Origin of the sequence: Fictibacillus gelatini DSM 15865 (assembly GCF_000430745.1) — a bacterium.
Taxonomy (GTDB): Bacteria; Bacillota; Bacilli; order Bacillales; family Fictibacillaceae; genus Fictibacillus_A; species Fictibacillus_A gelatini.
In genome coordinates this window covers 42,877-66,779 of sequence record NZ_KE387231.1, presented here as the reverse complement: position 1 = coordinate 66,779, position 23,903 = coordinate 42,877, and the positions used below count along the sequence as shown (strand labels likewise).

General features: G+C 42.6%; 25 protein-coding genes. 2 read left to right on the top strand and 23 right to left on the bottom strand.

Annotation, left to right across the window (positions count from 1 at the left end):
• Positions 1–22: 22 nt before the first annotated feature.
• The 3 genes from pstA to H538_RS0119910 form a co-directional block, all read right to left on the bottom strand.
• A complete protein-coding gene (gene pstA / locus H538_RS0119920; protein WP_026679066.1) occupies positions 23–910 on the bottom strand; it encodes a phosphate ABC transporter permease PstA in 888 nt (295 codons plus the stop codon).
• The gene (pstC, locus tag H538_RS0119915; RefSeq protein ID WP_026679065.1) at positions 907–1,842 is read right to left on the bottom strand and encodes a phosphate ABC transporter permease subunit PstC; all 936 of its coding nucleotides are present in this window, start codon (positions 1,840–1,842) and stop codon (positions 907–909) included. The genes pstA and pstC overlap by 4 nt, the downstream gene beginning before the upstream one ends.
• A gap of 76 nt (positions 1,843–1,918) precedes the next feature.
• On the bottom strand, positions 1,919–2,833 hold the full coding sequence (locus H538_RS0119910; RefSeq protein WP_026679064.1) for a phosphate ABC transporter substrate-binding protein: 915 nt from the start codon (positions 2,831–2,833) through the stop codon (positions 1,919–1,921).
• Positions 2,834–3,079: 246 nt separating this feature from the next.
• On the opposite strand from H538_RS0119910, the gene H538_RS0119905 reads away from it, so the two are divergent.
• Both H538_RS0119905 and H538_RS0119900 read left to right on the top strand, forming a co-directional pair.
• A complete protein-coding gene (locus H538_RS0119905; protein ID WP_026679063.1) occupies positions 3,080–3,493 on the top strand; it encodes a hypothetical protein in 414 nt (137 codons plus the stop codon).
• 172 nt (positions 3,494–3,665) lie between these two features.
• Positions 3,666–3,947: a spore morphogenesis/germination protein YwcE gene (locus tag H538_RS0119900; protein WP_026679062.1), complete on the top strand. Its 282-nt coding sequence runs from the start codon at positions 3,666–3,668 to the stop codon at positions 3,945–3,947.
• Between the two features lie 59 nt (positions 3,948–4,006).
• Here H538_RS0119900 and qoxD read toward each other — a convergent pair whose 3' ends face one another.
• The 20 genes from qoxD to H538_RS0119800 all read right to left on the bottom strand — a co-directional run bounded on the left by qoxD (position 4,007) and on the right by H538_RS0119800 (position 23,781).
• The gene (gene qoxD / locus H538_RS24605) at positions 4,007–4,426 is read right to left on the bottom strand and encodes a cytochrome aa3 quinol oxidase subunit IV (RefSeq protein WP_081412738.1); all 420 of its coding nucleotides are present in this window, start codon (positions 4,424–4,426) and stop codon (positions 4,007–4,009) included.
• Positions 4,426–5,040, bottom strand: coding sequence for a cytochrome aa3 quinol oxidase subunit III (gene qoxC / locus H538_RS0119890; protein ID WP_026679061.1), 615 nt, complete (start codon positions 5,038–5,040; stop codon positions 4,426–4,428). Before qoxC ends, qoxD begins: the two co-directional genes overlap by 1 nt.
• A gap of 15 nt (positions 5,041–5,055) precedes the next feature.
• On the bottom strand, positions 5,056–6,996 hold the full coding sequence (gene qoxB / locus H538_RS0119885) for a cytochrome aa3 quinol oxidase subunit I (protein WP_026679060.1): 1,941 nt from the start codon (positions 6,994–6,996) through the stop codon (positions 5,056–5,058).
• Between the two features lie 16 nt (positions 6,997–7,012).
• On the bottom strand, positions 7,013–7,894 hold the full coding sequence (gene qoxA / locus H538_RS24600) for a cytochrome aa3 quinol oxidase subunit II (RefSeq protein ID WP_081412746.1): 882 nt from the start codon (positions 7,892–7,894) through the stop codon (positions 7,013–7,015).
• Between the two features lie 427 nt (positions 7,895–8,321).
• Entirely contained in the window at positions 8,322–9,779 is a 1,458-nt protein-coding gene (locus tag H538_RS0119875) for a C40 family peptidase (RefSeq protein WP_026679059.1), read from the bottom strand.
• A 180-nt stretch (positions 9,780–9,959) separates the two neighbouring features.
• Complete coding sequence (nagZ, locus tag H538_RS0119870) at positions 9,960–11,189, bottom strand: beta-N-acetylhexosaminidase (protein WP_026679058.1); 1,230 nt, start codon at positions 11,187–11,189, stop codon at positions 9,960–9,962.
• A 73-nt stretch (positions 11,190–11,262) separates the two neighbouring features.
• Positions 11,263–12,171: a homoserine O-acetyltransferase MetA gene (metA, locus tag H538_RS0119865; protein ID WP_026679057.1), complete on the bottom strand. Its 909-nt coding sequence runs from the start codon at positions 12,169–12,171 to the stop codon at positions 11,263–11,265.
• A 91-nt stretch (positions 12,172–12,262) separates the two neighbouring features.
• On the bottom strand, positions 12,263–13,354 hold the full coding sequence (locus tag H538_RS24595; RefSeq protein WP_051291588.1) for a serine hydrolase domain-containing protein: 1,092 nt from the start codon (positions 13,352–13,354) through the stop codon (positions 12,263–12,265).
• Positions 13,355–13,605: 251 nt separating this feature from the next.
• Positions 13,606–13,902: a YxcD family protein gene (locus H538_RS0119855; protein ID WP_026679056.1), complete on the bottom strand. Its 297-nt coding sequence runs from the start codon at positions 13,900–13,902 to the stop codon at positions 13,606–13,608.
• Complete coding sequence (locus tag H538_RS0119850) at positions 13,890–14,333, bottom strand: hypothetical protein (RefSeq protein WP_026679055.1); 444 nt, start codon at positions 14,331–14,333, stop codon at positions 13,890–13,892. Before H538_RS0119850 ends, H538_RS0119855 begins: the two co-directional genes overlap by 13 nt.
• Before the next feature lie 95 nt (positions 14,334–14,428).
• Positions 14,429–15,214 (bottom strand): 2-keto-4-pentenoate hydratase, encoded by a 786-nt coding sequence (locus H538_RS0119845; RefSeq protein ID WP_026679054.1) that lies wholly within the window; start codon positions 15,212–15,214, stop codon positions 14,429–14,431.
• A gap of 5 nt (positions 15,215–15,219) precedes the next feature.
• Positions 15,220–16,245: a 4-hydroxy-2-oxovalerate aldolase gene (dmpG, locus tag H538_RS0119840; protein WP_026679053.1), complete on the bottom strand. Its 1,026-nt coding sequence runs from the start codon at positions 16,243–16,245 to the stop codon at positions 15,220–15,222.
• The gene (locus tag H538_RS0119835; RefSeq protein ID WP_026679052.1) at positions 16,232–17,146 is read right to left on the bottom strand and encodes an acetaldehyde dehydrogenase (acetylating); all 915 of its coding nucleotides are present in this window, start codon (positions 17,144–17,146) and stop codon (positions 16,232–16,234) included. Before H538_RS0119835 ends, dmpG begins: the two co-directional genes overlap by 14 nt.
• 18 nt (positions 17,147–17,164) lie before the next feature.
• On the bottom strand, positions 17,165–17,944 hold the full coding sequence (locus H538_RS0119830; protein WP_026679051.1) for a 2-keto-4-pentenoate hydratase: 780 nt from the start codon (positions 17,942–17,944) through the stop codon (positions 17,165–17,167).
• 69 nt (positions 17,945–18,013) lie between these two features.
• Entirely contained in the window at positions 18,014–19,483 is a 1,470-nt protein-coding gene (locus H538_RS0119825; protein WP_026679050.1) for an aldehyde dehydrogenase, read from the bottom strand.
• Between the two features lie 13 nt (positions 19,484–19,496).
• The gene (locus H538_RS0119820; protein ID WP_026679049.1) at positions 19,497–19,955 is read right to left on the bottom strand and encodes a RidA family protein; all 459 of its coding nucleotides are present in this window, start codon (positions 19,953–19,955) and stop codon (positions 19,497–19,499) included.
• Positions 19,927–20,970, bottom strand: a complete 1,044-nt coding sequence (locus H538_RS0119815) for an amidohydrolase family protein (RefSeq protein ID WP_035351734.1) — start codon at positions 20,968–20,970, stop codon at positions 19,927–19,929. The genes H538_RS0119820 and H538_RS0119815 overlap by 29 nt, the downstream gene beginning before the upstream one ends.
• A complete protein-coding gene (gene nbaC, locus H538_RS0119810; protein ID WP_026679047.1) occupies positions 20,955–21,500 on the bottom strand; it encodes a 3-hydroxyanthranilate 3,4-dioxygenase in 546 nt (181 codons plus the stop codon). Before nbaC ends, H538_RS0119815 begins: the two co-directional genes overlap by 16 nt.
• A gap of 32 nt (positions 21,501–21,532) precedes the next feature.
• Complete coding sequence (locus H538_RS0119805) at positions 21,533–22,279, bottom strand: IclR family transcriptional regulator (RefSeq protein ID WP_026679046.1); 747 nt, start codon at positions 22,277–22,279, stop codon at positions 21,533–21,535.
• A 29-nt stretch (positions 22,280–22,308) separates the two neighbouring features.
• A complete protein-coding gene (locus H538_RS0119800; protein ID WP_026679045.1) occupies positions 22,309–23,781 on the bottom strand; it encodes a 4-hydroxyphenylacetate 3-hydroxylase family protein in 1,473 nt (490 codons plus the stop codon).
• Between the last annotated feature and the right edge of the window lie 122 nt (positions 23,782–23,903).

Here is a 23,903-nt window from a genome sequence, read left to right as displayed (position 1 = left end):
CATAACGTTTCACCCATTTCTTTTATTTTGCAGCCGTCAGTTTTTTATGAACGAGACTTCCAATCCATCTTGCCAGCAAATTAAATAGAAGAACTGATAAGATGAGAACGGCAGAAGAACCATCTGCCACTTCCTGAACATCAGGAATCAGCCCTTGCGTGTTCACTTTCCAAATATGCACGGCAAGTGTTTCAGCCGGACGAAAGATATTTAATGGAGACGTCTCATCAAACGGATTCCAGTTCGAAAAGTCAAGTCTCGGAGTCGTTAAACCCGCTGTAAAAAGCAATGCAGCAGCTTCACCAAATACGCGGCCAGATGCTAAAATAACTCCTGTTAAAATGGTTGGAAAGGCACTTGGAATCAAGACCGTTTTAATGGTATGCCAGTGCGTAATCCCAAGCGCAAGACTCGCCTCTTTTTGGTCTCTTGGGACGGAACGGATGGCATCTTCACAAACCCTTACTAAAACCGGCAAATTAAAAATGGTAAGCGCAAGTGCCCCGGAGAAAATCGTATATCCCCATCCCGTTAAATTTACAAAAATCAACATCCCGAACATCCCAATAACGATGGACGGCAATGATGCTAATACTTCAATACAGGAACGAATAAAATCGGTTATCTTTCCTGGCTTTGCATATTCAGCCATGTAAATTCCACCACCGAGTCCAAGAGGGACAGCAATCATCATTGTGATTAAAAGAATATAAAAAGAATTAAATAACTGATTGCCAATACCGCCACCCGCCTGGAAATCACTCGAAGGAGAAGTCAGAAAGTCCAATGTCAATTTTCCAAATCCGCGATATAGAATGTAACTTAACAAACCAACTAAAACAAAAATAATGATCGCTGCAATGGCTGTAAAAACGCCCGTTGCAATTTTATTGGCCACTCTGCTATTCATCGGTATTGCCTCCTGGATGAAAGATAACGAATGATTAAAATAAAGATAAATGACATGATTAATAAAATAAGTGCTAAAGACCAGAGTGCATTATTTTCCACACTGCCATATGTCGTATGGCCCATATTCAATGTAATAATTGTCGTTAACGTCCCGGCAGAATCTAAAAGTGATGACGGCAATTCTTTCGTATTTCCAATTACCATCTGAACAGCAAGTGCTTCTCCAAACGCGCGGGCCATTCCTAAAACGATCGCTGTCAAAAGCCCGGGTAAAGCTGCTGGCACCAACACACGGTATATTGTTTGCCATCTCGTTGCCCCGAGCGCGTACGAAGATTCCCTTAATCCTCCAGGAAGTGACCTGAGTGTATCGGTCGCAATACTTGTAACCGTCGGCAAAATCATTACTGATAAGACGATCATGCCTGAAAGGAGGCTAAATCCCTGGCCGCCGACATGGTTGCGAACAAATGGCACTAAGACAGTAAGCCCAATAAAGCCATAGACTACTGATGGAATCCCTACTAACAATTCAATGACTGGTTGAAGAATTTTGCGACCCCATGATGGCGCAATCTCTGTCATGAAGATTGCCCCGCCAATTCCAAGGGGTGCGGCGATCAGTGCCGATAAAAACGTAACGGCAAATGACCCAAAAATAAACGGAAGGGCACCATAGGAAGGGCCGTTCCCTCCATCTTTCCCCATATCCCATACTGTTCCAGTTAAAAATTCAACAGCATTTATTCCATTTACTAAAAAGGACTGCAACCCTTTTGTACCTAAAAAAATCGTAATGGAAATCGTTGCGGCAATAATGAGAATGGCACTAATGAGAACAATTGATTTCCCTCTCATCTCCATTTTTAATGCTGCACGATTCGATTTTTTCAACAACCGCTCGCTTGCAGTTGAAAACTCTTTCGCCATGTTGCTCCCCTTTCTAAACGTTACAAGAGGGTAATTATCCAATCGGATAGTTACCCCGGGTTGTAAGTGTTTTGACTTATTTCACATTGCTTATTTTTCCTTCAGCATTGCGCTCGACTTTCATTTTTGACACAGGAATATATCCTTGTTTTGCAACAACGCCGTTTTGCACTTCATCGCTCATTAAATAGTCAAGGAACTGTTTAGCAAGCCCTTTTGGCTCACCTTTTGTATAAGAGTGTTCATACGCCCAAATCGGAAATTTCCCATTGATGACATTCTCTTCTTTAGGCTCTACTCCATCGATGCTTAAACCTACCACTTTATCATCATTTAAATAAGATAGGGCAAGGTATCCGATCGCTCCAGGCGTTTCAGAAATAATTTTCTTTACCGTGTTCGATGAATCTTCAGTAACGCCTTCCGCTGTTTTTGCACCATTTAAACCATATTTAACGAATACTGAACGAGTTCCGGAAGAATCCGGACGGTTAACAAGCGTGATTTTTTGATCTTTTCCACCGAGTTCTTTCCAGTTCTTGATTTTTCCTGAAAATACTTTAATTAAATCTTTTTTCGAAATATCTTTAATACCAACATCAGGGTTTACCGCAGCCGTAATGCCGACAACGGCAATTTTGTGATCGACTAAATCTTTAGCATTGATTCCTTCTTTTTCTTCCGCAAATACGTCAGAGTTTCCGATTTGTACAGATCCTTCAGAAACCTGGCTGAGTCCTGTTCCGCTTCCGCCGGCTTGAACTTGAATGTCAGCTTTCGTATTTTTTTGCATAAATTGTTCAGCTGCTGCCGCTGCGAGTGGCTGCATTGCGCTTGAACCGGAAACAACAATTGAGCCGGAACCTTGTTCTTCCTTCGCTCCATTATTTTTATTTTGCGAATTGCCCTGTGCATCTTTGTTTCCACATGCAGAGGCAAGGAGTAACATTGTTAGGGTTAATGCGAAAAGCATGATTTTTTTAATGTTCATTGATTTTCTTCCTCCTCATAAATGGACTGTCTTTTTAAAGAAATTGCATCCCCGAATTGCGTTTTTTTCTTGTTTGAAGAGCATTCCCCCCAGGACTTGTTTTGCTTTACATACTAACCATAAAGCTTTTTTGTTTAGCTAGATTGAAGCTAATGTAAAGGTTTTGTAAATAAAGACAACCTGGTCTATTTTCCATATCAGCTCATATGCTATACCGAACAATAAAAGGGATGGGGGTTGTATTTTGTGGCTGGAACGAATGTAGGAAAGGCAGAAATAACGAATGAAATGGTAAGCCGTTTTCACGAATTAAGTGTACAAGCTAAAGAAATTGAAGGCGAACTGAAGGAACTTAAAAAACGTTTTAATGCTTATTTTGATCAAACGGTAGGGGAAAATAGTAAAGGCGAATTATGTATCGGCGATTTTAAATTGCAGAGGCAAATACGGAAAACGGAAAACTATCATGAAACAAAAACGGTCCAAAAATTAGAAGAGCTCAATTTAACTGACTGCATTCGCATTGTAAAGCAACCGGACAAAGAAAAGATCGATGCCGCCCTGACACTTGGAATCATTCCCGAATCTGTATTAAATGATTGTCTTGTTCAAAAATTTGCGCACGTAGTCGTTGTTAAAAAAACAAGATCCCGACTGTAAAACATACAGTCGGGATTCTTTCAATAGGTTTTTTAATTAAATTTAATAATATCGACTTTACCACTTTTAATTTTCAGAATTCTGTTGTATACTAATTGTAACAAAAGGTTCACAAAATATCCTTACTTTTGTCACACTTGTAAGCGGTATCTACCAGATAGGAGTGATTTGAATGGATGTTTTTGTAGTTTATTTATTAGTTGCGACAGCTACACCGCTGTTTTTATGGGAACATAGTAAAAAATTAGCTCTTGCCCAGCTGCCGTTTATTGCATGTATTTGGGCTTACTTCATACTTTATTTCACAACCACTATCGGCACAACAGCTCATATTCTTTTTGGCATTGTGTTTGCCGCCAATATTATTTTTGCTCACATCGCTGCTTACCTTATTTATATCGCACCAGCGATTAAACGCAAAAAAATGCAAAATAAAAATCTTATTTATAAATAATACTTGATACAGACAAAGCCTCTTGCTATTCGCAAGAGGCTTTTGTTATTCAATCAAAACTATTTATTAGAGCCCATGTCCATATCACTCATGTTGTGTCCATCATGCTCCATGTTATGCTTTTCATGTCTTTCATGGCTGTTGTGTTTCTTTTTATCCATTGGCATATCGTGATACATTCCTGGCATCGCCATCACCCAGACTGAACCGGCTGCAACTGTAATCGCGATAAATGCCGCGTAAATCATCGTTCCTGTTTGAATGCCTTTCGATCCTTCTTTAATATGCATGAACATAAGAAGCTGAAGGACCGCTTGTAAAAAGGCGAAGATAAAGATGATGATTAGCTTTGCTTTAACTGAAAAATTCGTGTGCAAGGCAAACCATAAAGCAACAATCGTTAACACAATTGAAAGCACGAAACCGACAATATGGGACCACGGGAAATGGTTGTGTGATGTATTTTGTTTTGCTGCCATTACATCATCACCCACCCTGTCAAATAAACTGCTGTAAAGATGAAAATCCATACAAAGTCGAGGAAGTGCCAGTAAAGACTTGAAATAAATAATTTACGTGTCGTTACGGGCGTTAATCCACGGCTAGCAACTTGAATCAAGATACAAATGATCCAGCCAACCCCCATCGTTACGTGCAATCCGTGCGTACCAACAAGGACGAAGAACCCGGATAAAGCGGCACTAGTTTGAAGCGATGCCCCTTCTCCAACGTAAGAAATAAATTCGTCGATTTCAAATCCAAGGAAACCGAGTCCAAGCAATAACGTAATAATCATCCAGACGACTAATCCTTTTTGATTATTCCGTCTCATTTCATGAATGGCAAGACCACATGTAAAACTACTTGCTAGTAGTAAAAACGTTTCAATTAACACACCTTTAAGTTCAAAGAGATCCGTTAACATTGGACCGCCGGCATTTCTGTGCATGAGCACAAGGTACGTTCCAAATAATGTCGAAAACAGCGCGACTTCCGCTCCGAGGAAAACCCAGAAGCCAAGAATATTTAAGCGACCTTGTTCGGATTGATATTCTAAAGGCGTGTTAGAATCGTACTTTTCACTATGTTCCATTATGTCACGCCTCCTTTATACCGTAATATTTTCTGTTTCTTTAATTTCTTCAACACTGACATGATAGCCGTCGTCATAATCAAACGAACGAAGAGCTAAACAAAGCAAGATTCCTGCTCCTCCGACGATTGCCATCGGCCACCATTCCCAGACAAGACCAAAACCGGCAATAAAGAGGAATACAGACATGACAAACGGTCTTCCCGAGTTGCTTGGCATGTGAATCGGTTTAACTTCTTCAGGCTTAAGCTTCATAGAAACGCCTTCTTGCTTCATTTTCCAGAATGCATCATAGCCTGTTACTACAGGGATTTTTGCAAAGTTATAGTGTGGCGGAATCGCTGATGATGTTGCCCATTCAAGCGTACGTCCATCCCAAGCATCCCCTGTTTCTTCACGTTTGGAGTGACGGAAACTGTAGTAAACGTTGTATACGAGAACAATAAAGCCAGCTCCCATTAAAAATGCCCCAACAGTTGAAAGCATATTAAGGCTGAACCATCCAGTATCTGCTCCGTATGTGAAAATACGGCGAGGCATTCCATCGAGTCCTAAGAAGAACTGTGGCAAGAAACAAATGTTAAATCCAATGATGAATAACCAGAAACACCATTTACCAAGCCGTTCATTTAACTTATGGCCAAACATTTTCGGATACCAGTAATGGAACCCGGCAAAACAGCCAAAAACAGTACCGGCAATCAACACATAATGGAAGTGTGCGATTAAGAAATACGTATTATGGTATTGATAGTCCGCTGCGGCCATCGCAAGCATAACACCTGTCACACCACCGATGACAAAGTTTGGTATAAAGGCAAGCGCCCATAACATCGGCGTCGTAAATTGAATTTTTCCTCGATACATCGTAAACAGCCAGTTAAATATCTTAACCCCTGTCGGAATAGAAATAAGCATCGTTGAAATCGAGAAGAAATCGTTCACTGCCGCTGTGTTACCCATCGTAAAGAAGTGGTGAACCCAGACGATAAAGCTAAGCACAGAAATAACGATCATTGAATAAACCATTGCTTTATAGCCGAATATCGTTTTCTTAGCAAATGTGCTAATAATATCTGAAAACATGCCGAAAGCAGGTAAAATAACGATATATACTTCCGGGTGACCCCATAACCAGAACAGGTTGGCCCACATCATATCTAAACCGCCGCCATCTAAAGTAAAGAAATGGCTGCCGAAAAGACGGTCAAATGTCAATAATGCTAATGCTACCGTTAAAATCGGGAAAGCAAAAATAATGATGACACATGTAATTAACGAAGACCATGTAAACATCGGCATTTGGAATAGCTTCATTCCCGGTGCACGCATTTTGAAGATCGTTACAAGGAAGTTAACCCCTGTTAACAAGGTACCAATCCCTGATAGCTGCAAGCCGAGAAGGTAATAGTTTTCCCCTGGTCCCGGGCTCATTTCATTACTGGCAAGCGGCATGTAACTCGTCCAGCCAGCATCAGGTGAACCGCCAATGACAAAAGAAATGTTAAACAGCATCGCTCCCATAAAAAATGACCAGAAGCTGATGGCATTTAAATATGGATAGGCAACATCCCGTGCGCCAATCTGAAGCGGTACCGCTATGTTCATTAAGCCAATGATAAACGGCATTGCCATAAATAGAATCATAATTGTACCGTGTGTTGTGAAAATTTCATTATAGTGCTGTGACTCTAAAAATTTCGCATTTGGTACAGCAAGCTGCGTACGCATTAACAGGGCATCTACTCCTCCCCTGAAAAGCATGGCTATAGCAGCGATAATATACATAATCCCAATTTTTTTATGATCAACTGTGGTAAGCCATTCTTTCCACAGCCATTTCCACTTTTTAAAATACGTTAATACAAAAACGATCGCAACCATTGTTAATACGATCGATACGTCCGCACCATAAATAAGCGGATCGCCGGTTACAAAAAACTTGTCTAAACTCATTATGCTTCCTCCTCTCTTAATGAGATTGAGATTCTTCTTTTCCTAATTTTTTGCGCACTTTCAGTGCATACTCCTGGTCTTTCGCGTGATCGACCCATTTTAAATGAGTAGAAGAAAACGTCATTTTCTTCACATTGCCTGGCAACATTAAGTGATCATATTGATCTTTCGTTAGTTTAGGTGCTTTGCTTTGAGTATCTTTTACCCAATTATTGAAATCATTCTCCGTTTGCGCCTTTACTGTAAAGGTTTGGTTCGCCATTCCTTTTCCGGTAAAGTTTGAATTTCTTCCTAAGTAAGTACCTGTATGATCGGCCTGCAAGTATAGTTTCGTCTCCATTCCAGCCATACCATATTCCTGTCCGCCTAATTGAGGAATCCAAAACGACGACATGGAATCTGCTGATGTAATTTTAAACAAAATTGGACGATCTTCCGGAATGTTAATATAATTGACCGTCTCTATATTTTGTTTCGGGTAAGTGAACACCCATTTCCAATCAACTGACGTGGCATGAATCACAAGCGGATCTTTATGTGATGTTGCTTTTGGAGGTTTATCCAACGAATGAATCGTTTTTACAGTTGGAACGGCAAGGGCAATGACAATCACGATCGGAATGGCCGTCCAAAGAACTTCGAGCCACTTGCTTCCCTCTTGCTCAGGATCATATCCTTTATGCCCCACTCGATCCCGATATTTAACAACGATCCATGTAAACAAAACAAAAACAACAACGACGATAAATAGCATGAAACCAATAGACCAATTAATCAAATCTTTTTGTTGTTCTGCTACAGGACCCTTTGGATCAAGCACGGTTAATTGACAACCGCCTAACAAAAAAACGGCAAACATTAGCCCAATAGTGACTAACGATTTGAATGGCTTAAACACCACATTCACCTTCCTTCTAATAAACATATAAACAAAATCGACGAAAACGAAACCACACATTAATAGTGTGTTCAAAAAGGAGACAAAAAAGCCGAAAGATCTAAAAGACACAGCTTCTTCAGTTTAATACATCGAGTGATATGAACGCAAGCTGGTGAAGCGATCATGGGCTTTTTCCGAACTTTTGAACTACACTTAATAGTAAGTATCATTTCTATAAATAGCTTTTGCTTATATATCCTAGCAAAGTACACGCTTTAAAAATACACGTTTTGAAAAGTGACATGGTTTCTTCATGAATTGCTCACGACTTTTTCACATTTCTTTCATAAATTAGCCACAATATTACCAGGTAATACCTAACATGGGATTGAAAGAGTTTTCAATTTAAATACAAAAAAAGAGCAGACGTATACGCCTACTCTTTTTAATAATACCGTTTAGACCCTAAATAACGTTGTTTCCAATAGGAGTTGCTCATCAATGCTGTCGTTACCCCTGTTTTCTCATCGCCGCAGTGGACAAATTGTCCCTTTCCTATGTAAATACCTACATGTGAAGCACCGGGCTTGTACGTTTCAAAAAAGACAAGATCGCCAACCTGGGGCTCAGAAAGTTTCTTTCCTTCCTGCCACATTTGGGAGACGGTTCGCGGTAACTGAATGCTATTTTTGCTATAAACATATTGGACAAATCCACTGCAGTCAAATCCTTTAGGGGTTGTTCCTCCCCATACATACGGCTTGCCTAATAATTCGATAGCATCAGCGACGACATTAATCGGATTGAATGAAGGGTTATTGGTCTTAGGAGTTGAAGTTCCTTTTTCCAATTGTTCATCGATCTTTTTTAAAGTAAGCGAATCGGCCTGTCCGGTTACAGGAAGTCCTGTACTTGACTGAAAATCACTGACAGCACGTTTCGTAACCGTACCAAAATACCCGGTTACTCCTACTTTGAAAAAGCCGAGAGTCTTTAAGTTAAATTGCAATTGTTCTACTTCTTTGCCGCGCATTCCTTCTTTTAAAACAACATTTGTCTGAGTCGTGGTCGGCTTCGGTTTTGGCTTTGGTTTTTCGGGTTTTGGCATAATGTTTTTATACAACATATGAAGTGTTGTTTCATCCGCGATCCCTGTCACTTTTAACTTTCTCGTTTTTTGAAAATCTTTTACCGATTGCTCTGTAACTATTCCGAAATACCCGGTTACTCCTGCTTTAAAAAAGCCAAGTTCTTTTAATCTGGTTTGCAGTTTTTCAACATCCTTCCCTCTCATCCCAATCTTTAATGGCTTGTTTTTACCCGCCGAAGAGGCACCGTCTTGCTTATTCTCTTTTTTATAGAGCCGATCAAGTGTTGATTGATCAGCGATCCCCGTTACCTTTAGCCTTTTTGAACGCTGGAAGTCTTTCACCGATTGTTCGGTAACTGCACCGTAATATCCGGTCACACCCACTTTAAAAAATCCGAGTTCTTTTAACTTGATCTGCAGCTTTTCAACTTCTTTCCCGCGCATTCCTTTCTTTAACGTTGCGGAAGATTTTGTAGAAGTTACCCGTTTGGCCGTAATGCTTTTTTTCGAATACTTGGTAAGCATTCGATATGTATTCTTGCCAACAACCCCATCAACCTGTATCCCCATATCTCGCTGAAACTTTTTTACTGCGTCTTCCGTAATTTTCCCATAATACCCGGTAGCTTCAGGATAAGTAAAATACCCATACTTTTTCAATCGCGATTGAAGTTCCCTTACATCTGCATGCTTCATGCCTTTGTGAAGCGTATGATCTCCAAATGCAGCCTTACCTACAATAGGTGCTGCCATAAATGAACCTGCTACCGCCGAAGTAAATACAACCGTTTTAAGTACCGTATGTCTCCCCATCTTTCCCCCTCTTTCTTTTCCAATTTTCACACTATTAAAACAAATTATAGAATAAATCTACATTTTTGACCATCCTTTGTACTCCTACTGTCAAAAAATTCTCTCTTTCTTTAAATCGGTTTAAATTTGAATCTTTTTAGCGAAAAAAGAAAAAACTGCAATCCTTTGTCGGATGCAGTTTTAATCCATATAACGATGTAATGTTTCTTGAATGGAGCGGTTGATCCCCTTCACATCAACCGATTGAACAGGCGAATTGGTAAGTTTGTATTTTTGTTTTAATGAGATAATTTTATAAACGCTAGAATTAATTTTGCTTTCTGGTACTGTTCCTTTTTGGACAGCTGACTTAATCGCTTTGATTACTGTAATGACTTGATTGTAGTCATGGCCGATTAATATGACATCGCTTCCGCTATTTACAGATTTGACCGCCGCATCTCCGATTGAATAATGTTTCGTGATCGCACCCATCGTCATGTCATCGGTCATTACGACTCCTTTGAACTTCATTTCTTTTCTCAACACATCGGTAATCATTCGTTTCGAAAAAGTTGCCGGGTTGCTCGAATCAATTTTCGGCAAAAGAATGTGCGCTACCATAACTACATCCGCACCTTTTGTAATCGATTGCTTAAACGGGACAAGCTCGAATTTCCGTAATTGGTCGAGGTTTTTAGTAACCTTTGGCAAACCGATGTGTGAATCTACCGATGTATCGCCGTGCCCGGGAAAATGTTTAACGACCGGGATAACATTTTGCCCTTTGATCCCTTTCATCGTTTCAATCCCGAGATGACTCACCTTTTTTGAATCAGAACCGAACGAACGATCACCGATTACCGGATTGTTCGGATTGCTGTTAATATCAAGAACGGGGGCAAAATCAAGATTAAATCCGATCGCCTTTAGTTCCTTACCTAATAGAGTCCCGATTTCATATGAAAACTCCGGACGATTTACTTTTCCAATCTCTCCGCTACTCGGTATTTTTTTCCAGTCGTCCGGCAAACGCTGGACACGTCCGCCTTCCTGATCCACCCCTAAAAAAAGAGGCATTTTGTTATCTGAATTTTCTTTTTTAAGCCCATTTAATAAAGCCAGCGTCTGGTTAGTAGATTGAATGTTAGGCTTATAGAGTATAACCCCACCGACTTTATACCGATCAATTAACGTTTTCGTGTTGGCATTCATTGTCGTTCCGTCAATGCCGGCAAAGATCATTTGCCCAATTTTCTCATCGAGCGACATCTTCGCAATTATTTTTTCCGTACTATTTTCATTCTGATTCTTTTGTTTCGATTCAGTTGCTTCATCATCCGTTTTAACAACCGTCTCGCTCTTATGGTTGCCGCAAGCCGTAATCGAAAGAAAGAGGAATAGAATAACAATCGCCTTTACCATTTTCATCCTCTAACCCCCCTTGATAGAATGAGAGGGCATGTACGATTCATGCCCTCTGTAAAACCGTTCACAACCGCCCTTATTCCCACTTGTATGGCGTTTCCTGATACACATAGTAGTTCAGCCAGTTGGAGAAAAGAAGATGGGCATGTGAACGCCATTGATGCAACGGTTTCTCATTTGGATTATCATTCGGAAAATAATGTTCCGGGACTTGGACATCCAGACCTTTAGCGAGATCGCGCTCGTATTCCTGGGCAAGCGTTTGTCCATCATATTCCAAATGGCCTGTCATCATAATATGCTTTTCGTCTTTAGAAATAATTAAAAACGGGCCGGCCTCATCCGAATGTGAAAGCAAGATTAAATCATCATGTGACATTAGTTGCTCCATCAAAATATCCGTATAGCGGGAATGCGGAGCTGTAAATTCATCATCAAATCCTCTTACTAGTTTAACAGTAGGATGAGTAATGCGGTGTTTATACACACCGGAACATTTTTGCTTCAACTCAAACTTATCAATCCCATAGTGATAATAAAGGGCGGCCTGTGCTCCCCAACAAATGTGCAGTGAAGAAGTCACATTCGTTTTTGACCATTCCATAATTTCTGTCAATTCATTCCAATAATTCACTTCTTCAAAAGGTAACAATTCAACAGGCGCTCCGGTAATAATCATGCCGTCAAAACGACGGTGTTTTACATTTTCAAATGTCGTATAAAACTGCTCAAGGTGTGATTTGCTCACATTTTTTGATTCATGTGTCGCCGTATGGATAAAATTAATGTTCACTTGAAGCGGGGTATTTCCAAGAAGACGCAATAGCTGAGCTTCCGTCTTTTCTTTTTCCGGCATTAAATTCAAAATCAAAATATTTAAAGGACGAATATCCTGGCTGCTTGCCCGTTCATCGTCCATTACAAAAATATTTTCCTTTTCAAGAATTTCTCGTGCTGGTAATCTCTTAGGAATGTTAATTGGCAACGGTCTATCCCCCTATGTTCGAATTTTCAATAAATCTATTATAAAGGGCGATGCACTATTCAGCAATGGATTCGTGTCCGCTCCCAAAATTTTACTTCTCCATTGTTGAAGAGCCATTCTCCAATCGAGTAAAAATTTGATTATTTACTTTACGGAATGATGGAATTGTATGTTGGACATTTGAAAGCAAGACAACATAAATACGTCCGTCCCGGCTGTATCCATTCATTCCTTCAAAACCCGGCATAACGCCATGTGAGTAATACTTATCGCGATTTACATACCAGCCAAAACCATAATATGCTTTAAATGGAGCATTTATCTGTTGATAGCTATTTTTTGAAACCAATTTCCCTGTACGTAACGCGTTATCAAACTTATATAGATCGTAAGCCGTCATATAAATGTCTCCGCATCCCAATAATTGTGAAAAATGAGGGATAGCTGGCTTATAGAACCCGAAAGTCGTGTTAAAGTAACCGGTAGAAGGATGCTTCTCTTTACGAAAATCCTCGCCGAATCCGGAGTGGTGCATCCCGGCTTTTTGAAAAATATGATCCTTTATATATTGATGTAAAGTTTCGCCTGAAACTTTCTCAATAATAAGCCCAAGAAGCGTGTAATTGGAATCGGAATAATTCCATTCTGTACCGGGGGGAAAAAGCAAAAAGCGGGCGTCCATCTCAATTTTCTTTAAAAGCGCTTCTTTTGACATTCTTCTGCTCGTTTCTGAACGATAAGGCAGTCCCGACGTATGTGTCAGCAAATGATACAGTTTAATGTCATCGGCATAAGGAAAAGATGGGAAATACTTTGACAGCCGATCATTGATGTTCACTTTCCCTTCTTCTTGAAGCTGCATAAACGCTGTTGAAACAAACGACTTCGTAATTGAACCGATATAATAGACGGTTTCCGGATTGTTCATGCTCCCTGTCTTTACATTTGAAAAGCCAAAGCCTTTATTTAGAATCGTTTTACCGTCTTTTACAATAACCGCTGTGCCATTAAAATGGATACGCTTTAAATAGTCATCTACCCTTTCTTTTTCCATCCATTCAAGTGAAGATTTTTTCGTTCTTTTCACACTTTGCGGCGTTTGGTCACAATAGTCACAAAAAGCTCCCCCAACAATCAATAGACAAAGAAATGTAGCAATAATAATTGTTTTTTTGTTAAGCATAGTAAAGCTCTCTTATCATTATTTAAACTAACAATATTATAGTATAGCCCTTTTAAGAGTACCAGTTTAACATCACTGCATTTCCCCACATGCCAAATATCCTTTTAAATTCGCGATCGATACCGAGCCAGGTTGTAAATTGACAAATTTTTCTTTTGTATTCAAAATTATATTGTTATGATAATGAACATTCAAATTTTTGGGAGATGATCAAAAAAAGCTTAACCAGCAATTTAAAGCTGGTTAAGCTTTTAATGGTATTTAACAATCGCGATAATCCCCTCATCATCATCCAGCACGAGCTCTATTCCGGCTGAAACCGGGTCGATGTTCGTTTCGCTATCAAGCCAAAAGCGAAGCGCTTCAATAATGTTTGCCTCAATCAATACTTGCTTTCTTCCGTTTGCGTAAACTTCGGCAGAGAAACCGTAATCGTCGTCATAAAGCAGCTCTACCTCAATCTCTTCAGGCGTCATCCCCCGTTTATTTGCTGTAAATAAACAAAGCGCGTTGACAACATCCTGTTCGAATAGTGTTATCTTCTCCATGGGTTGTACTCTTCTTTCTTCCTTTTATTTTTGAAAAACCTGAAGATGCTGGTAATGACTGAAATGAGCACAATAATCGCCAGAACATTAACCATCAACCCTAAGATGGAGCCCAGGATGCCGAGGTGCCCGAATAGCCCGCCAAACAATAGTCCTGCAAGTCCGCCAAGCATTAAGCCTTTTAAAAATCCGCCGCTTTTTTTGGAAGTCTTGGAACTGTTAAACATGTTCGTTCCTTTTTGCTTGTTCGTTTGATGATTGTTCTTATTGAATATAGAACCATTGCTTCCTTTATTCGTCTTAAATGACTTCACGCCGGATCGATAGCCTTTCGCCATTGCCTGGTCCGAACTTTTATGGAAAACAGCATCTCCTACAGGCGTTAACAATAAGGTTAAAACTGTTAAAGCTGCAATTATTTTTTTGAACACTTACAAATTCCTCCCTTATAGTAGAAACCGCTTCTTGACTACTATTACGTAGGGGAAATTAAAAAGTTTCAACTTTTTTTCAGGCAGGGATTGATTTATTTGCACAAGAACGAAACGCTGCCCAGACCGTCAAATTGAGCTAGACATGAATCTCCCGCTTCAAAAGCGACCGCTTCAGATAAAGCGCCGCTTAAGACGATGTCTCCTTTTTTCAAGCCTTCGCCACGCTCCCCCAGCTTATTAACCGCCCAGGCAACGGCTTGAGCGGGATTCCCGAGCACAGCAGCGCCCGCTCCAACTGTAGCCACTTCTCCATTTTTAGACATGACCATCCCGATCTCCGCCAAATCAATGGAGTCTGGAGACACCCATTTGCTTCCTACTATAAATTGCGCAGAAGAACAATTATCCGCAACAACATCGACAAGTGTAAACTTGAAGTCTTTATACCGGCTGTCGATAATCTCAATGGCGGGCGCAACATATTTCGTAGCACGTAATACATCAGCAGCAGTAACATCCTGCCCTTGCAAATCTTCCCCCATTAAAAAAGCAATTTCCGGCTCGGCTTTCGGATGGATAAAACGTCTATAGTCAACCGGCTCCCATTCTACACTAAGCATATTGTCCAACAAATACCCATAGATCGCTTCATTAATTCCCATCATCTGTTGCTTCGCCTTGCTCGTTAAACCAAGCTTAACCCCTATTCTTCTGGCTCCATCGGCGATTTTCCGGTCGATCAGCTTCTTTTGCAGTTCATATGCTTCCTTAATTGTCAATTCAGGATTTTGGTCGGTCAGTTTATGAACTTCCCGAACTTCTTGCTCAGCCGCTAAAAGATAGTCGATCATTTCTCTATCCGTTCTTTTTGTTATCATCGTCCCTAAACCTCCATTTTCGCTCTCGAAAGTTCGGCGGCGACATCCAAAATCATATCTTCCTGTCCACCGACGACTTTCCTTTTGCCTAACTCGATTAAAATATCACGCGGGTCGATGCCGAATCGTTTCCCCGCCCGTTCAGCATGCAGCAAAAAGCTGGAATAGACGCCTGCGTAGCCCATAATCAAACTTCCTTTTCCTATTTCCTGCGGCCTTGGCAGCATTGGGGCGATGATGTCCTCCGCCAAATCGATCATTTGATATAAATTAACCCCTGTATCAAGCCCCATTCGGCGCAGCACGGCAAGGAGCACTTCCGTTTGTGTATTTCCGGCACCTGCTCCTAAACAGCGCACACTTCCATCGATTCTTGTTGCGCCTTCTTCAATTGCCGTTATGGTGTTTGCAACGGCCACTGATAAATTGTTATGGCCATGGAACCCAATTTCAATCTCAAGCGAAGCTCTAAGCGCCCTCATTCGTTCACGGACTTCATGCGGAAGCAGAGTGCCGGCCGAATCCGTTACATACACTGCCTCAGCTCCATAACTCTCCATCAGTTTTGCTTGTTCGACAAGCTTCTCGACAGGTGCTGAATGAGCCATCATTAAAAAGCCAACCGCTTCCATTCCCAGTTCACGGGCCAAATAAATATGTTGGGCGGAGACGTCCGCTTCTGTAACATGTGTCGCTACTCGGACCAATCCCGCCCCAAGCTCGCGTGCCTTTTTTAATTCGTGCACCGTCCCAATCCCCGGGAGCAAGAGCACAGCAACCGTTGCCTGTTTACATGCCTGAACTGCCGCCTCGATCAATTTCATTTCATCGACGAGCGATTGGCCATACTGGATGGTCGAACCTCCCAATCCATCGCCGTGGCTTACTTCAATATAATGCATTCCTGCTTCATCGAGGGCTTTTGCGATAGTGTACACTTGTTCTTCCGTAAATTGGTGGGCAATCGTATGGCTTCCATCGCGGAGGCATACTTCCGTCAGCTTGATTGGTTTCTCACTATTTCGTTTCAAGCGTCTCAACCCTTTCTTCATCTTCCGTTCTATCTAATTGTAAAATTTGACGGGCGAAATCCTCTCCTACTCGGACAGCTGCGGCCGTCATAATATCCAGATTTCCGGCGTAAGGAGGAAAATAATCGCCGGCGCCTTCCACTTCCAAAAAAACAGTTACACGGTTCCCGTCAAATAACGGCTCTTGTTTTAAACGATATCCAGGCACATATTCCCGAACTTTATTAACCATTTCTTCAATTGATTGCCGGATGCCTTTTTCATCCATGTTCTTTACTTCACAATAAATCGTATCGCGCATCAGGATTGGAGGTTCAGCGGGATTGAGGATAATGATCGCTTTTCCTCTATCCGCCCCGCCTACCTGTTCAATCCCGCGGCGTGTTGTAATTGTAAATTCATCGATGTTTGCCCGAGTACCAGGACCCGCGCTTCGGCTTGAGATCGTTGCGACAATCTCGGCATATGCGACATCAGCTGCCCGATTAATGGCATAAACGATCGGAATGGTCGCCTGTCCCCCGCACGAAATCATATTGACATTTTTCGCCTTTACCTTTTTACCGGAGTTTACTGCTGGACAAAGAAAAGGGACGATTGCCGCCGGCGTTAAATCAATCGCCAACGTTCCTAACTCATCTAATATTTTTGCGTGTCTTACATGCGCTTTTGCCGATGTCGCATCAAATGCGATGTCCGCAATGTCCGGGTGATCAATTAACCCTTGAATGCCATTGGTAAAAATTTGATAGCCTGATTCCTTTGCCCGCTTTAACCCTTCTGATTCCGGATCAATTCCAATCATCGCTGTCAACTCAACCCAATTACTTCGCTCTAACTTATACATTAAATCCGTTCCAATATTGCCTGAACCGATAATGGCTGCTTTTACTTTACGCATTGCAGTTCACCTCGCTTTTTACTCAAAGCTAACGGACACCGAACCGAGAGAGCCAAACTGTGCGGTAATGGTGTCGCCTGCCGCTACTTCAATAGCCCCGGATAACGCTCCAGGTAAAATCAGTTCACCTGCTTTTAGCGGAATATCATATTCATAAAGCTTATTCGCAAGCCAGGCGACGGCATGAGCCGGATGTCCAAGCGCAGCCGCACCGGCGCCAGTTGCTGCCACATCCCCATTTTTTAAAAGCACCATGCTCGTGCTCCTCAAATCAAGTGCTGCCATCTCCCTACGTTGTTCACCAATTACAACTTTTGCGGACGAGCCGTTGTCGGCAACCGTATCTTCCAGTTTAATGTTCCAGTCCGAAATGCGGCTGTCGATTATTTCAAGTGTAGGAACCAGGAATTCGGTAGCCATCATCACATCAATAAACGTAACGTTTGGCTTAAATAAATCCGCTCCAAGAATAAACCCGATTTCCGCCTCCACTTTCGGCATTATCATTGAATTCATTTGAACGGTTTCCCCGCTCTTCACTTTCATATCATCAAACAAATGGCCATAATCCGGCTCGTCAACATTGAGCATCTTTTGCATCGCTTTGCTCGTCAAGCCTACTTTCTTCCCGATAACTTTTCTGCCGTCTTTCAGTCTTCTTTTTACCGCTTCCAATTGTATGCGATAAGCATCGTCGGCTGTTAACTCCCGATAACGGGTAGTCAGCGGATCTATTGGTTGTTTTGACAGTTCCGCCTTAAGCAATTCTTCGGCTAATTCTTCGATAATGGATGGCATTCAATCGTTCTCCCTTCCTTTTGAAAAACCACGAAGGCAAAGTCAAAGCCATTCGTGGTTCTTCCATTTTTATAATTTCATCGTTACGGTCTTCGCCTCTGTATAAAATTCAAAGCTGTGTCGTCCGCCTTCACGGCCGATCCCGCTCGCTTTGCTGCCGCCAAATGGCGTCCGTAAATCCCGTATATACCAGCAATTAATCCAGAGCAGCCCGGAATTTACAGCGGCTGTCACCCGGTGTGCCCGCCTGATATCGTTCGTCCAGACAACGCCTGCCAGACCATAAATTGAATCGTTAGCGATGCGGATCGCATCTTCTTCCGTCTTAAACGGGATCGCAACAAGCACAGGGCCAAAGATTTCTTCCTGAGCCACACGCATTTTATTATCCACATCATAAAGAACAGTTGGTTCGTAAAAGTTGCCTTTCTCAAGGCCGGCTACCTTTTTGCCACCACAGGCAAGTTTTGCACCTTCGCCTAATCCTATCTCCACATATTGATGGACAGTTTCTAAATGGCTTTCGGAAACGAGCGCTCCCATATCTGTCGCTTCATCAGTCGGATCACCGACGTTAATCTTCCTTACCGCTTCCACAAACTTTTCAAGAAACCGGTCGTAAATGCTTTCTTGAATGAGAAGCCTGGAGCCCGCCAGGCAAATTTCCCCCTGATTACGGTAAATGGCGTCGATTGAACCTTTGACCGCTTCGTCTAAATCCGCGTCGTCAAACACGATATTCGCCGATTTCCCTCCTAACTCGAGCGAGACCGGGATCAAGTTTTCGGCGGCATTTTTCATAATTGTTTTTCCGGTTTTCGATTCCCCGACAAAGGAAATGCGTCGAACATTCGGATGAGTGGTCATCGCCGTTCCCGCCGTGCTACCAGGACCAGTAATAATATTTAAGACACCCGGGGGAAGCCCCGCTTCATTGGCGATTTCTCCAAGCATGACGGCGCTCAGTGGCGTATATGAAGCCGGCTTGACGACTACCGTATTCCCCGCAGCGAGCGCCGCAGACGCTTTCCACGTCAGCTGCATAAATGGAAGGTTCCACGGTATAATGAGGCTTGTCACCCCTGCAGGTGCATATTTTGCATAAGACATGATGTTGTGCTTATCATAGTGCTCATGGACGACGTACTTGGCCATTTCGGCAAAAAAGCGGAAATTGGAAGCGGCGCGCGGAATGTCAAAACTGCGGCTTTCTTTAATCGGCTTGCCGACATCAAGCGCTTCAATGTAGGCCAATTCATCTACTTTTTCCATGATCAAATCCGACATCTTGCATAAAATAGCGGATCGTTCTTCCACGGGCATCCCGCTCCATACTCCGCTTTCAAACGTCCTCTGGGCCACCTCAATCGCCCGCTGTACATCCGCCGCATCGCCTTTGGCTACTTCCGCTAACTTCTCATTCGTGGCGGGATTCATCGTTTCAAAGGTTTGTCCGGAAATAGAATCAACATATTCTCCATCAATAAAAAGCCTGGCATCTTTTATGGTCACTTTTTCGGCTAAAGCATCTGTGCCCATCATTTCGCCCCCTTTATTTTGCAATTTCAAGTATCATCTCGATTTCAATCGCCGTATTATTCGGCAGCTGTGCCATGCCTACTGCTGAACGGGCGTGCCTACCTTTTTCGCCAAAAACTTGAACCAATAAATCAGAAGCTCCGTTCATCACTTTCGGCTGGTCAATGAAGTCTTCCGCGCTGTTTACAAAACCGAGAATTTTGACGACCCGTTTCACTTTACTTAATTCGCCTAATTCGTCCTTTACAACGCTTAATAGATTGAGCATCGATTGCCGTGCCGCTAAATAGCCTTCTTCGACCGTCAGATCCCGGCCGATCTTCCCATGATATTGGTCTACCCCCTGTCCTGCAGTAAATAATAGATTCCCGACTCTTACACGGCTCACATAGTTGCCAACAGAAGGGCGAACCGGAGGCAATGCCAGCCCCAATTCTTGCAATTTACTCTCCGGCGTTTGTACGATTTGCAAGCACAACACCTCTTTTCTTCTTTTCGATTGATAAAAATTTCGCAGCATTTTCTCCTAGCATCGCTTTCTTCTGCTCTTCGGTAAGTTCTAATGTCTCATCAATGACTTTTCCCGGCTCGATCTCGCGAAGTAAGAATGGATAGTCGGATCCCATGAATAATTTCTCGTGCCCGAATCGTTCAATCATATAGCGAATATTCATAGGATCATAGGTTAAAGAATCAAAGAAAAATTGCTTTGCATAAAAGCTTGGCGGATGTGTCGTCATCCTTAAATGCGGCCAAACATTCCAGCCCTGGTCAAGACGTGGAAGCAAGTAAGGGAAGGAGCCTCCCCCGTGGGCAAAACAAATTTTCAAGAGCGGATATTTCTCCATCATGCCGCTCCAAATAAGGGTCGCTGCCGCCAGCGCCGTTTCACTCGGCATGCCGATCGTATACATGAAATTATGGCGCGGCATACGGTCGCGGCCGAGCGTCTCCCACGGATGAACAAAAATGGGCACCTCCCATTTTTCCGCCATCTCAAAAAAGTCAATGAACGACGGATCATCCAGATTCTTCCCGTTAACGTTTGTCCCGATTTCAATCCCGTGAAGGTTCAGTTCATTTATGCAACGTTCCATTTCTTTGATGGCGGTCGGCCCGTCCTGCATTGGAACCGTGCCAAGCCCGACAAAGCGCTCTGGATGTTCGGATACTGTCTCCGCTATAAAATCGTTTTGGATTTTAGCCATTTCGGCCGCTCGATTTGCCGGTGCCCAGTAAGAAAACGTAACCGGAATAGGAGACAGCACTTGGATGTCTACACCTTCACGATCCATATCCTCTATCCGTTTCTTCGGAGACCATACCTGGTCGGTTACATCGCGAAAGTTTTTTCCGCCTACCATAATGCGTGCGCCGCACGTGCACGTCCTCTCCAGCACTGGCCAACGCCCGCCGCCGTATTGTTGTTCAAAATCGGGGAAATTCTCCGGAATGATATGGGTATGGAAATCTATTCGCACTTCCATTCACCTACAGTTTCCGGCATTTGATACCCGCATTTTTGGCATGTCCGTATATGTTCATTCGAATTAAAGCTATGAATCGCTTGCTTCACCTGTGTTTCAATGTCATTTAATTGAACTGTCACACGATGCATTTCGTGATTGCATTTATCACAAAACCAGACGAAGTCTTCAAGCTCCCCTTCCTTCCGTTTCCGCTCAATGACCAGGCCGTACGTATCGGCTACGCGGTGAGGGGAATGCGGCACCATGGCCGGCAGCATAAATACGTCGCCTTCTTTGACCGTGACGACTTTCCGTTCCCCTTCTTCCGTCATAATTTCGACATAACAGTCACCCTTTATCTGGTAAAAAAATTCGTCAGAAGGATCGACATGAAAATCACGCCTTTTATTCGGCCCGCCGATGATCATCGCGATGAATTCGGAATCTTGCCAGATAACTTTATTGTTGACCGGCGGCTTCAATAATTCTTTATTTTCTTCAATCCACTTTAACAAATTGAATGAACGTAACGTTTCCGTTGCTGGCATATGATAAACCTCCTGATTGTATTAAAATTTTATTAAACATGAATATATCCCAGTTCCTTTGAAATAAGATCAGCTGTTTGTACGACATGTTTCAAAATTTCCTGCCTGTACCTTCCCTGCATGTAAGAAGGCTCGCCGACCAGATTAAGGGCGGCAATGGTCTGTCCGGTGTATGAACGGATCGGCGCAGCTATCCCATAAAGCCCGAGCTCGTTCTCATTGTCACTTATCGAATAGCCGCGGTGACGGGACTCATTTAGATCCATTTTCAGCCGGTTGGGGCACGTGATCGTGTTCGGCGCCCTCCGAATTAAGCCTTTTCTAATTGTCGCCTGGACTAATGAAGGATTATAGGAAAGCAACACTTTCCCGGTGCTTGTGCAATAGGCCGGTTTTCTTGCACCGACGTGCGTATCAATGTCCTCTATTTCTTTTGATGCCGCTTTCAAAACAAAAATGACTTCTCCTTCATCGTACATGCCGATGTGGACCGTTCCGCAAAATCGTCTGACCAACCCTTCTACTAATGGAAGCGCCCCATTTAAAATGTCCTGTTGATACATCACCTGATTGCCCCATTCAAGCAACTTCCAGCCTAACCTGTATTTTTTCTGGCTATCCTTAATGAGCATCCCTTCCTGACACAATGTGTTCAGCAAATGATGGACGGTGCTTGGGCTCATGCCCAGTTTCTCAGCGATTTCCAGGTTGCCTAACACCGGTTCATCGTTCGAAAAGCAATTAAGAATTTTGGCAATCTTATGGACAGAGCCAATCAATTTCAATTCTCCTTCCGTAGAAAAAAGATTTACAGGCTTACTGTTTTCTCCTGAAGCACTCCATCAAGCGCTTCATCGACCATTGAAAATGAATGTTTCTGTTTGTAACTCATATAAAACATGCCCAGCTTTCTAACCGGATCTCCCGAATAATAGCGCTCATATTGGACTAGCCGCTGTCCAAAGGCTTCGCCGCATAAATCCCATGCTAGCTTAAAAAGCCGGACCCGTTCGAGTGCCGAAACTCCAGAACGGCCACCATAATATTTATCGAGGTCTTCTCGCAAATCAACCTGATCAAAATCGCTTCCAGTCGGTGACATTAAGAGACCGCCGGCGCCAATCGTTTGGATTATTTCAATCGCACGCGGGTAAGCTCTCGGCAAAATTCCGCGAATCGTCTCAAGCGGGACACTGGCCGGAATAGCTTCCCCTCTTTCGTTGACCGAAAATTCGATTTCCGCCGTGCGAAGCAAAGCTCGAATCGTCTCTACAGACTGGATCAATTCGCCTAATTGTGTCTGCACATTCAGGTATCCGTCTACACCGATGGCATCGGCCAATCTTGCAGCGACCTGGGCGGCAAATCGAAGTTTCACAAGTCCACGCACTCCATTTTGGTGTGTGTTCTGGCTTAAGCCTGTTTTTGAATAAAGCTGATTCGCCGCTTCGATATTGTTATACATGAATACCCGATTCCACGGAACAAGCACGTCATTAAATACTAATACAGCGTCCATTTCCTCAAAACGCGATGCAAGAGGATGGTCGAACAATGGCCGCTTTCCATTTTGCATCGGTTCACGGCATAAAATGCGAAGTCCCGGAGAATCGATCGGGATCGCGAATGACAAGGCATACCGTTCATCACCCGGCTTAAAACCAGGGAAGGAGTAAATGATCACTTCATCCGTAATCGGCGCCAATGTCGCAAGCATTTTTGTTCCCCGCACGATCAGGCCTTCAGATGTTTCTTCGACAACGCCTAAATGCGTGAACATGTCTTTTTGTTGATGAGAAGGCTTGCTCCGATCATTTTGCGGGTTAATGAGAGCATGGGTTAAAAAAAGGTCATTGTCGCGAATATATTTATAATAGTTTTGAATATTTTCTGCCCATTCCGGGTTGTATTGTTCGAAGAAATCTGGGCTTGAAGCCATCGAGGTAACGGTGACATTCAAAAAGTCCGGCGTTCTCCCCATCAACCCAAACGTTGATTCCGCCCAGGCTTCAAACAATGCCCTTCGCCTCATTAAATCCTCGTAATTTTTTGGAACGATAAATGCATTGGACACCCTTTCTCCGGTTTCTTCACAAATGGTTGTAATTTTATCCTGATACTCTGGATCATGCTGCATATCATACAACTTTGCGATTTCAAGGATCGGTTGCCTGAACACCTCCTCATTAACTATATCTGTTACTTTCCTACCCGAAAGCCAGATTTCAGGTCTTCTCGATTTCAGCCCGTTGATATACTGCTCGCCTGTACGAATCCCCATGACACCAACTCCTATTTTTATTGAATATTTTGTTTCTTACTATAATTGAAAGCGCTTTCTATTCTCAACGGAGTTCTTTCACAATATGAAATCCAGAAGTTTTTTTATTTTTTTCTGCAAAA

Bases quoted from the DNA above. Each gene is read 5' to 3' on its own strand.
- pstA (WP_026679066.1), bottom strand. From the start codon at position 910: ATGAATAGCAGAGTGGCCAATAAAATTGCAACGGGCGTTTTTACAGCC.
- pstC (WP_026679065.1), bottom strand. From the start codon at position 1,842: ATGGCGAAAGAGTTTTCAACTGCAAGCGAGCGGTTGTTGAAAAAATCG.
- H538_RS0119910 (WP_026679064.1), bottom strand. From the start codon at position 2,833: ATGAACATTAAAAAAATCATGCTTTTCGCATTAACCCTAACAATGTTA.
- H538_RS0119900 (WP_026679062.1), top strand. From the start codon at position 3,666: ATGGATGTTTTTGTAGTTTATTTATTAGTTGCGACAGCTACACCGCTG.
- qoxD (WP_081412738.1), bottom strand. From the start codon at position 4,426: ATGGCAGCAAAACAAAATACATCACACAACCATTTCCCGTGGTCCCAT.
- qoxC (WP_026679061.1), bottom strand. From the start codon at position 5,040: ATGGAACATAGTGAAAAGTACGATTCTAACACGCCTTTAGAATATCAA.
- qoxB (WP_026679060.1), bottom strand. From the start codon at position 6,996: ATGAGTTTAGACAAGTTTTTTGTAACCGGCGATCCGCTTATTTATGGT.
- H538_RS0119875 (WP_026679059.1), bottom strand. From the start codon at position 9,779: ATGGGGAGACATACGGTACTTAAAACGGTTGTATTTACTTCGGCGGTA.
- nagZ (WP_026679058.1), bottom strand. From the start codon at position 11,189: ATGAAAATGGTAAAGGCGATTGTTATTCTATTCCTCTTTCTTTCGATT.
- H538_RS24595 (WP_051291588.1), bottom strand. From the start codon at position 13,354: ATGCTTAACAAAAAAACAATTATTATTGCTACATTTCTTTGTCTATTG.
- H538_RS0119855 (WP_026679056.1), bottom strand. From the start codon at position 13,902: ATGGAGAAGATAACACTATTCGAACAGGATGTTGTCAACGCGCTTTGT.
- H538_RS0119845 (WP_026679054.1), bottom strand. From the start codon at position 15,214: ATGATAACAAAAAGAACGGATAGAGAAATGATCGACTATCTTTTAGCG.
- H538_RS0119835 (WP_026679052.1), bottom strand. From the start codon at position 17,146: ATGCGTAAAGTAAAAGCAGCCATTATCGGTTCAGGCAATATTGGAACG.
- H538_RS0119830 (WP_026679051.1), bottom strand. From the start codon at position 17,944: ATGCCATCCATTATCGAAGAATTAGCCGAAGAATTGCTTAAGGCGGAA.
- H538_RS0119825 (WP_026679050.1), bottom strand. From the start codon at position 19,483: ATGGGCACAGATGCTTTAGCCGAAAAAGTGACCATAAAAGATGCCAGG.
- H538_RS0119815 (WP_035351734.1), bottom strand. From the start codon at position 20,970: ATGGAAGTGCGAATAGATTTCCATACCCATATCATTCCGGAGAATTTC.
- nbaC (WP_026679047.1), bottom strand. From the start codon at position 21,500: ATGCCAGCAACGGAAACGTTACGTTCATTCAATTTGTTAAAGTGGATT.
- H538_RS0119800 (WP_026679045.1), bottom strand. From the start codon at position 23,781: ATGGGGATTCGTACAGGCGAGCAGTATATCAACGGGCTGAAATCGAGA.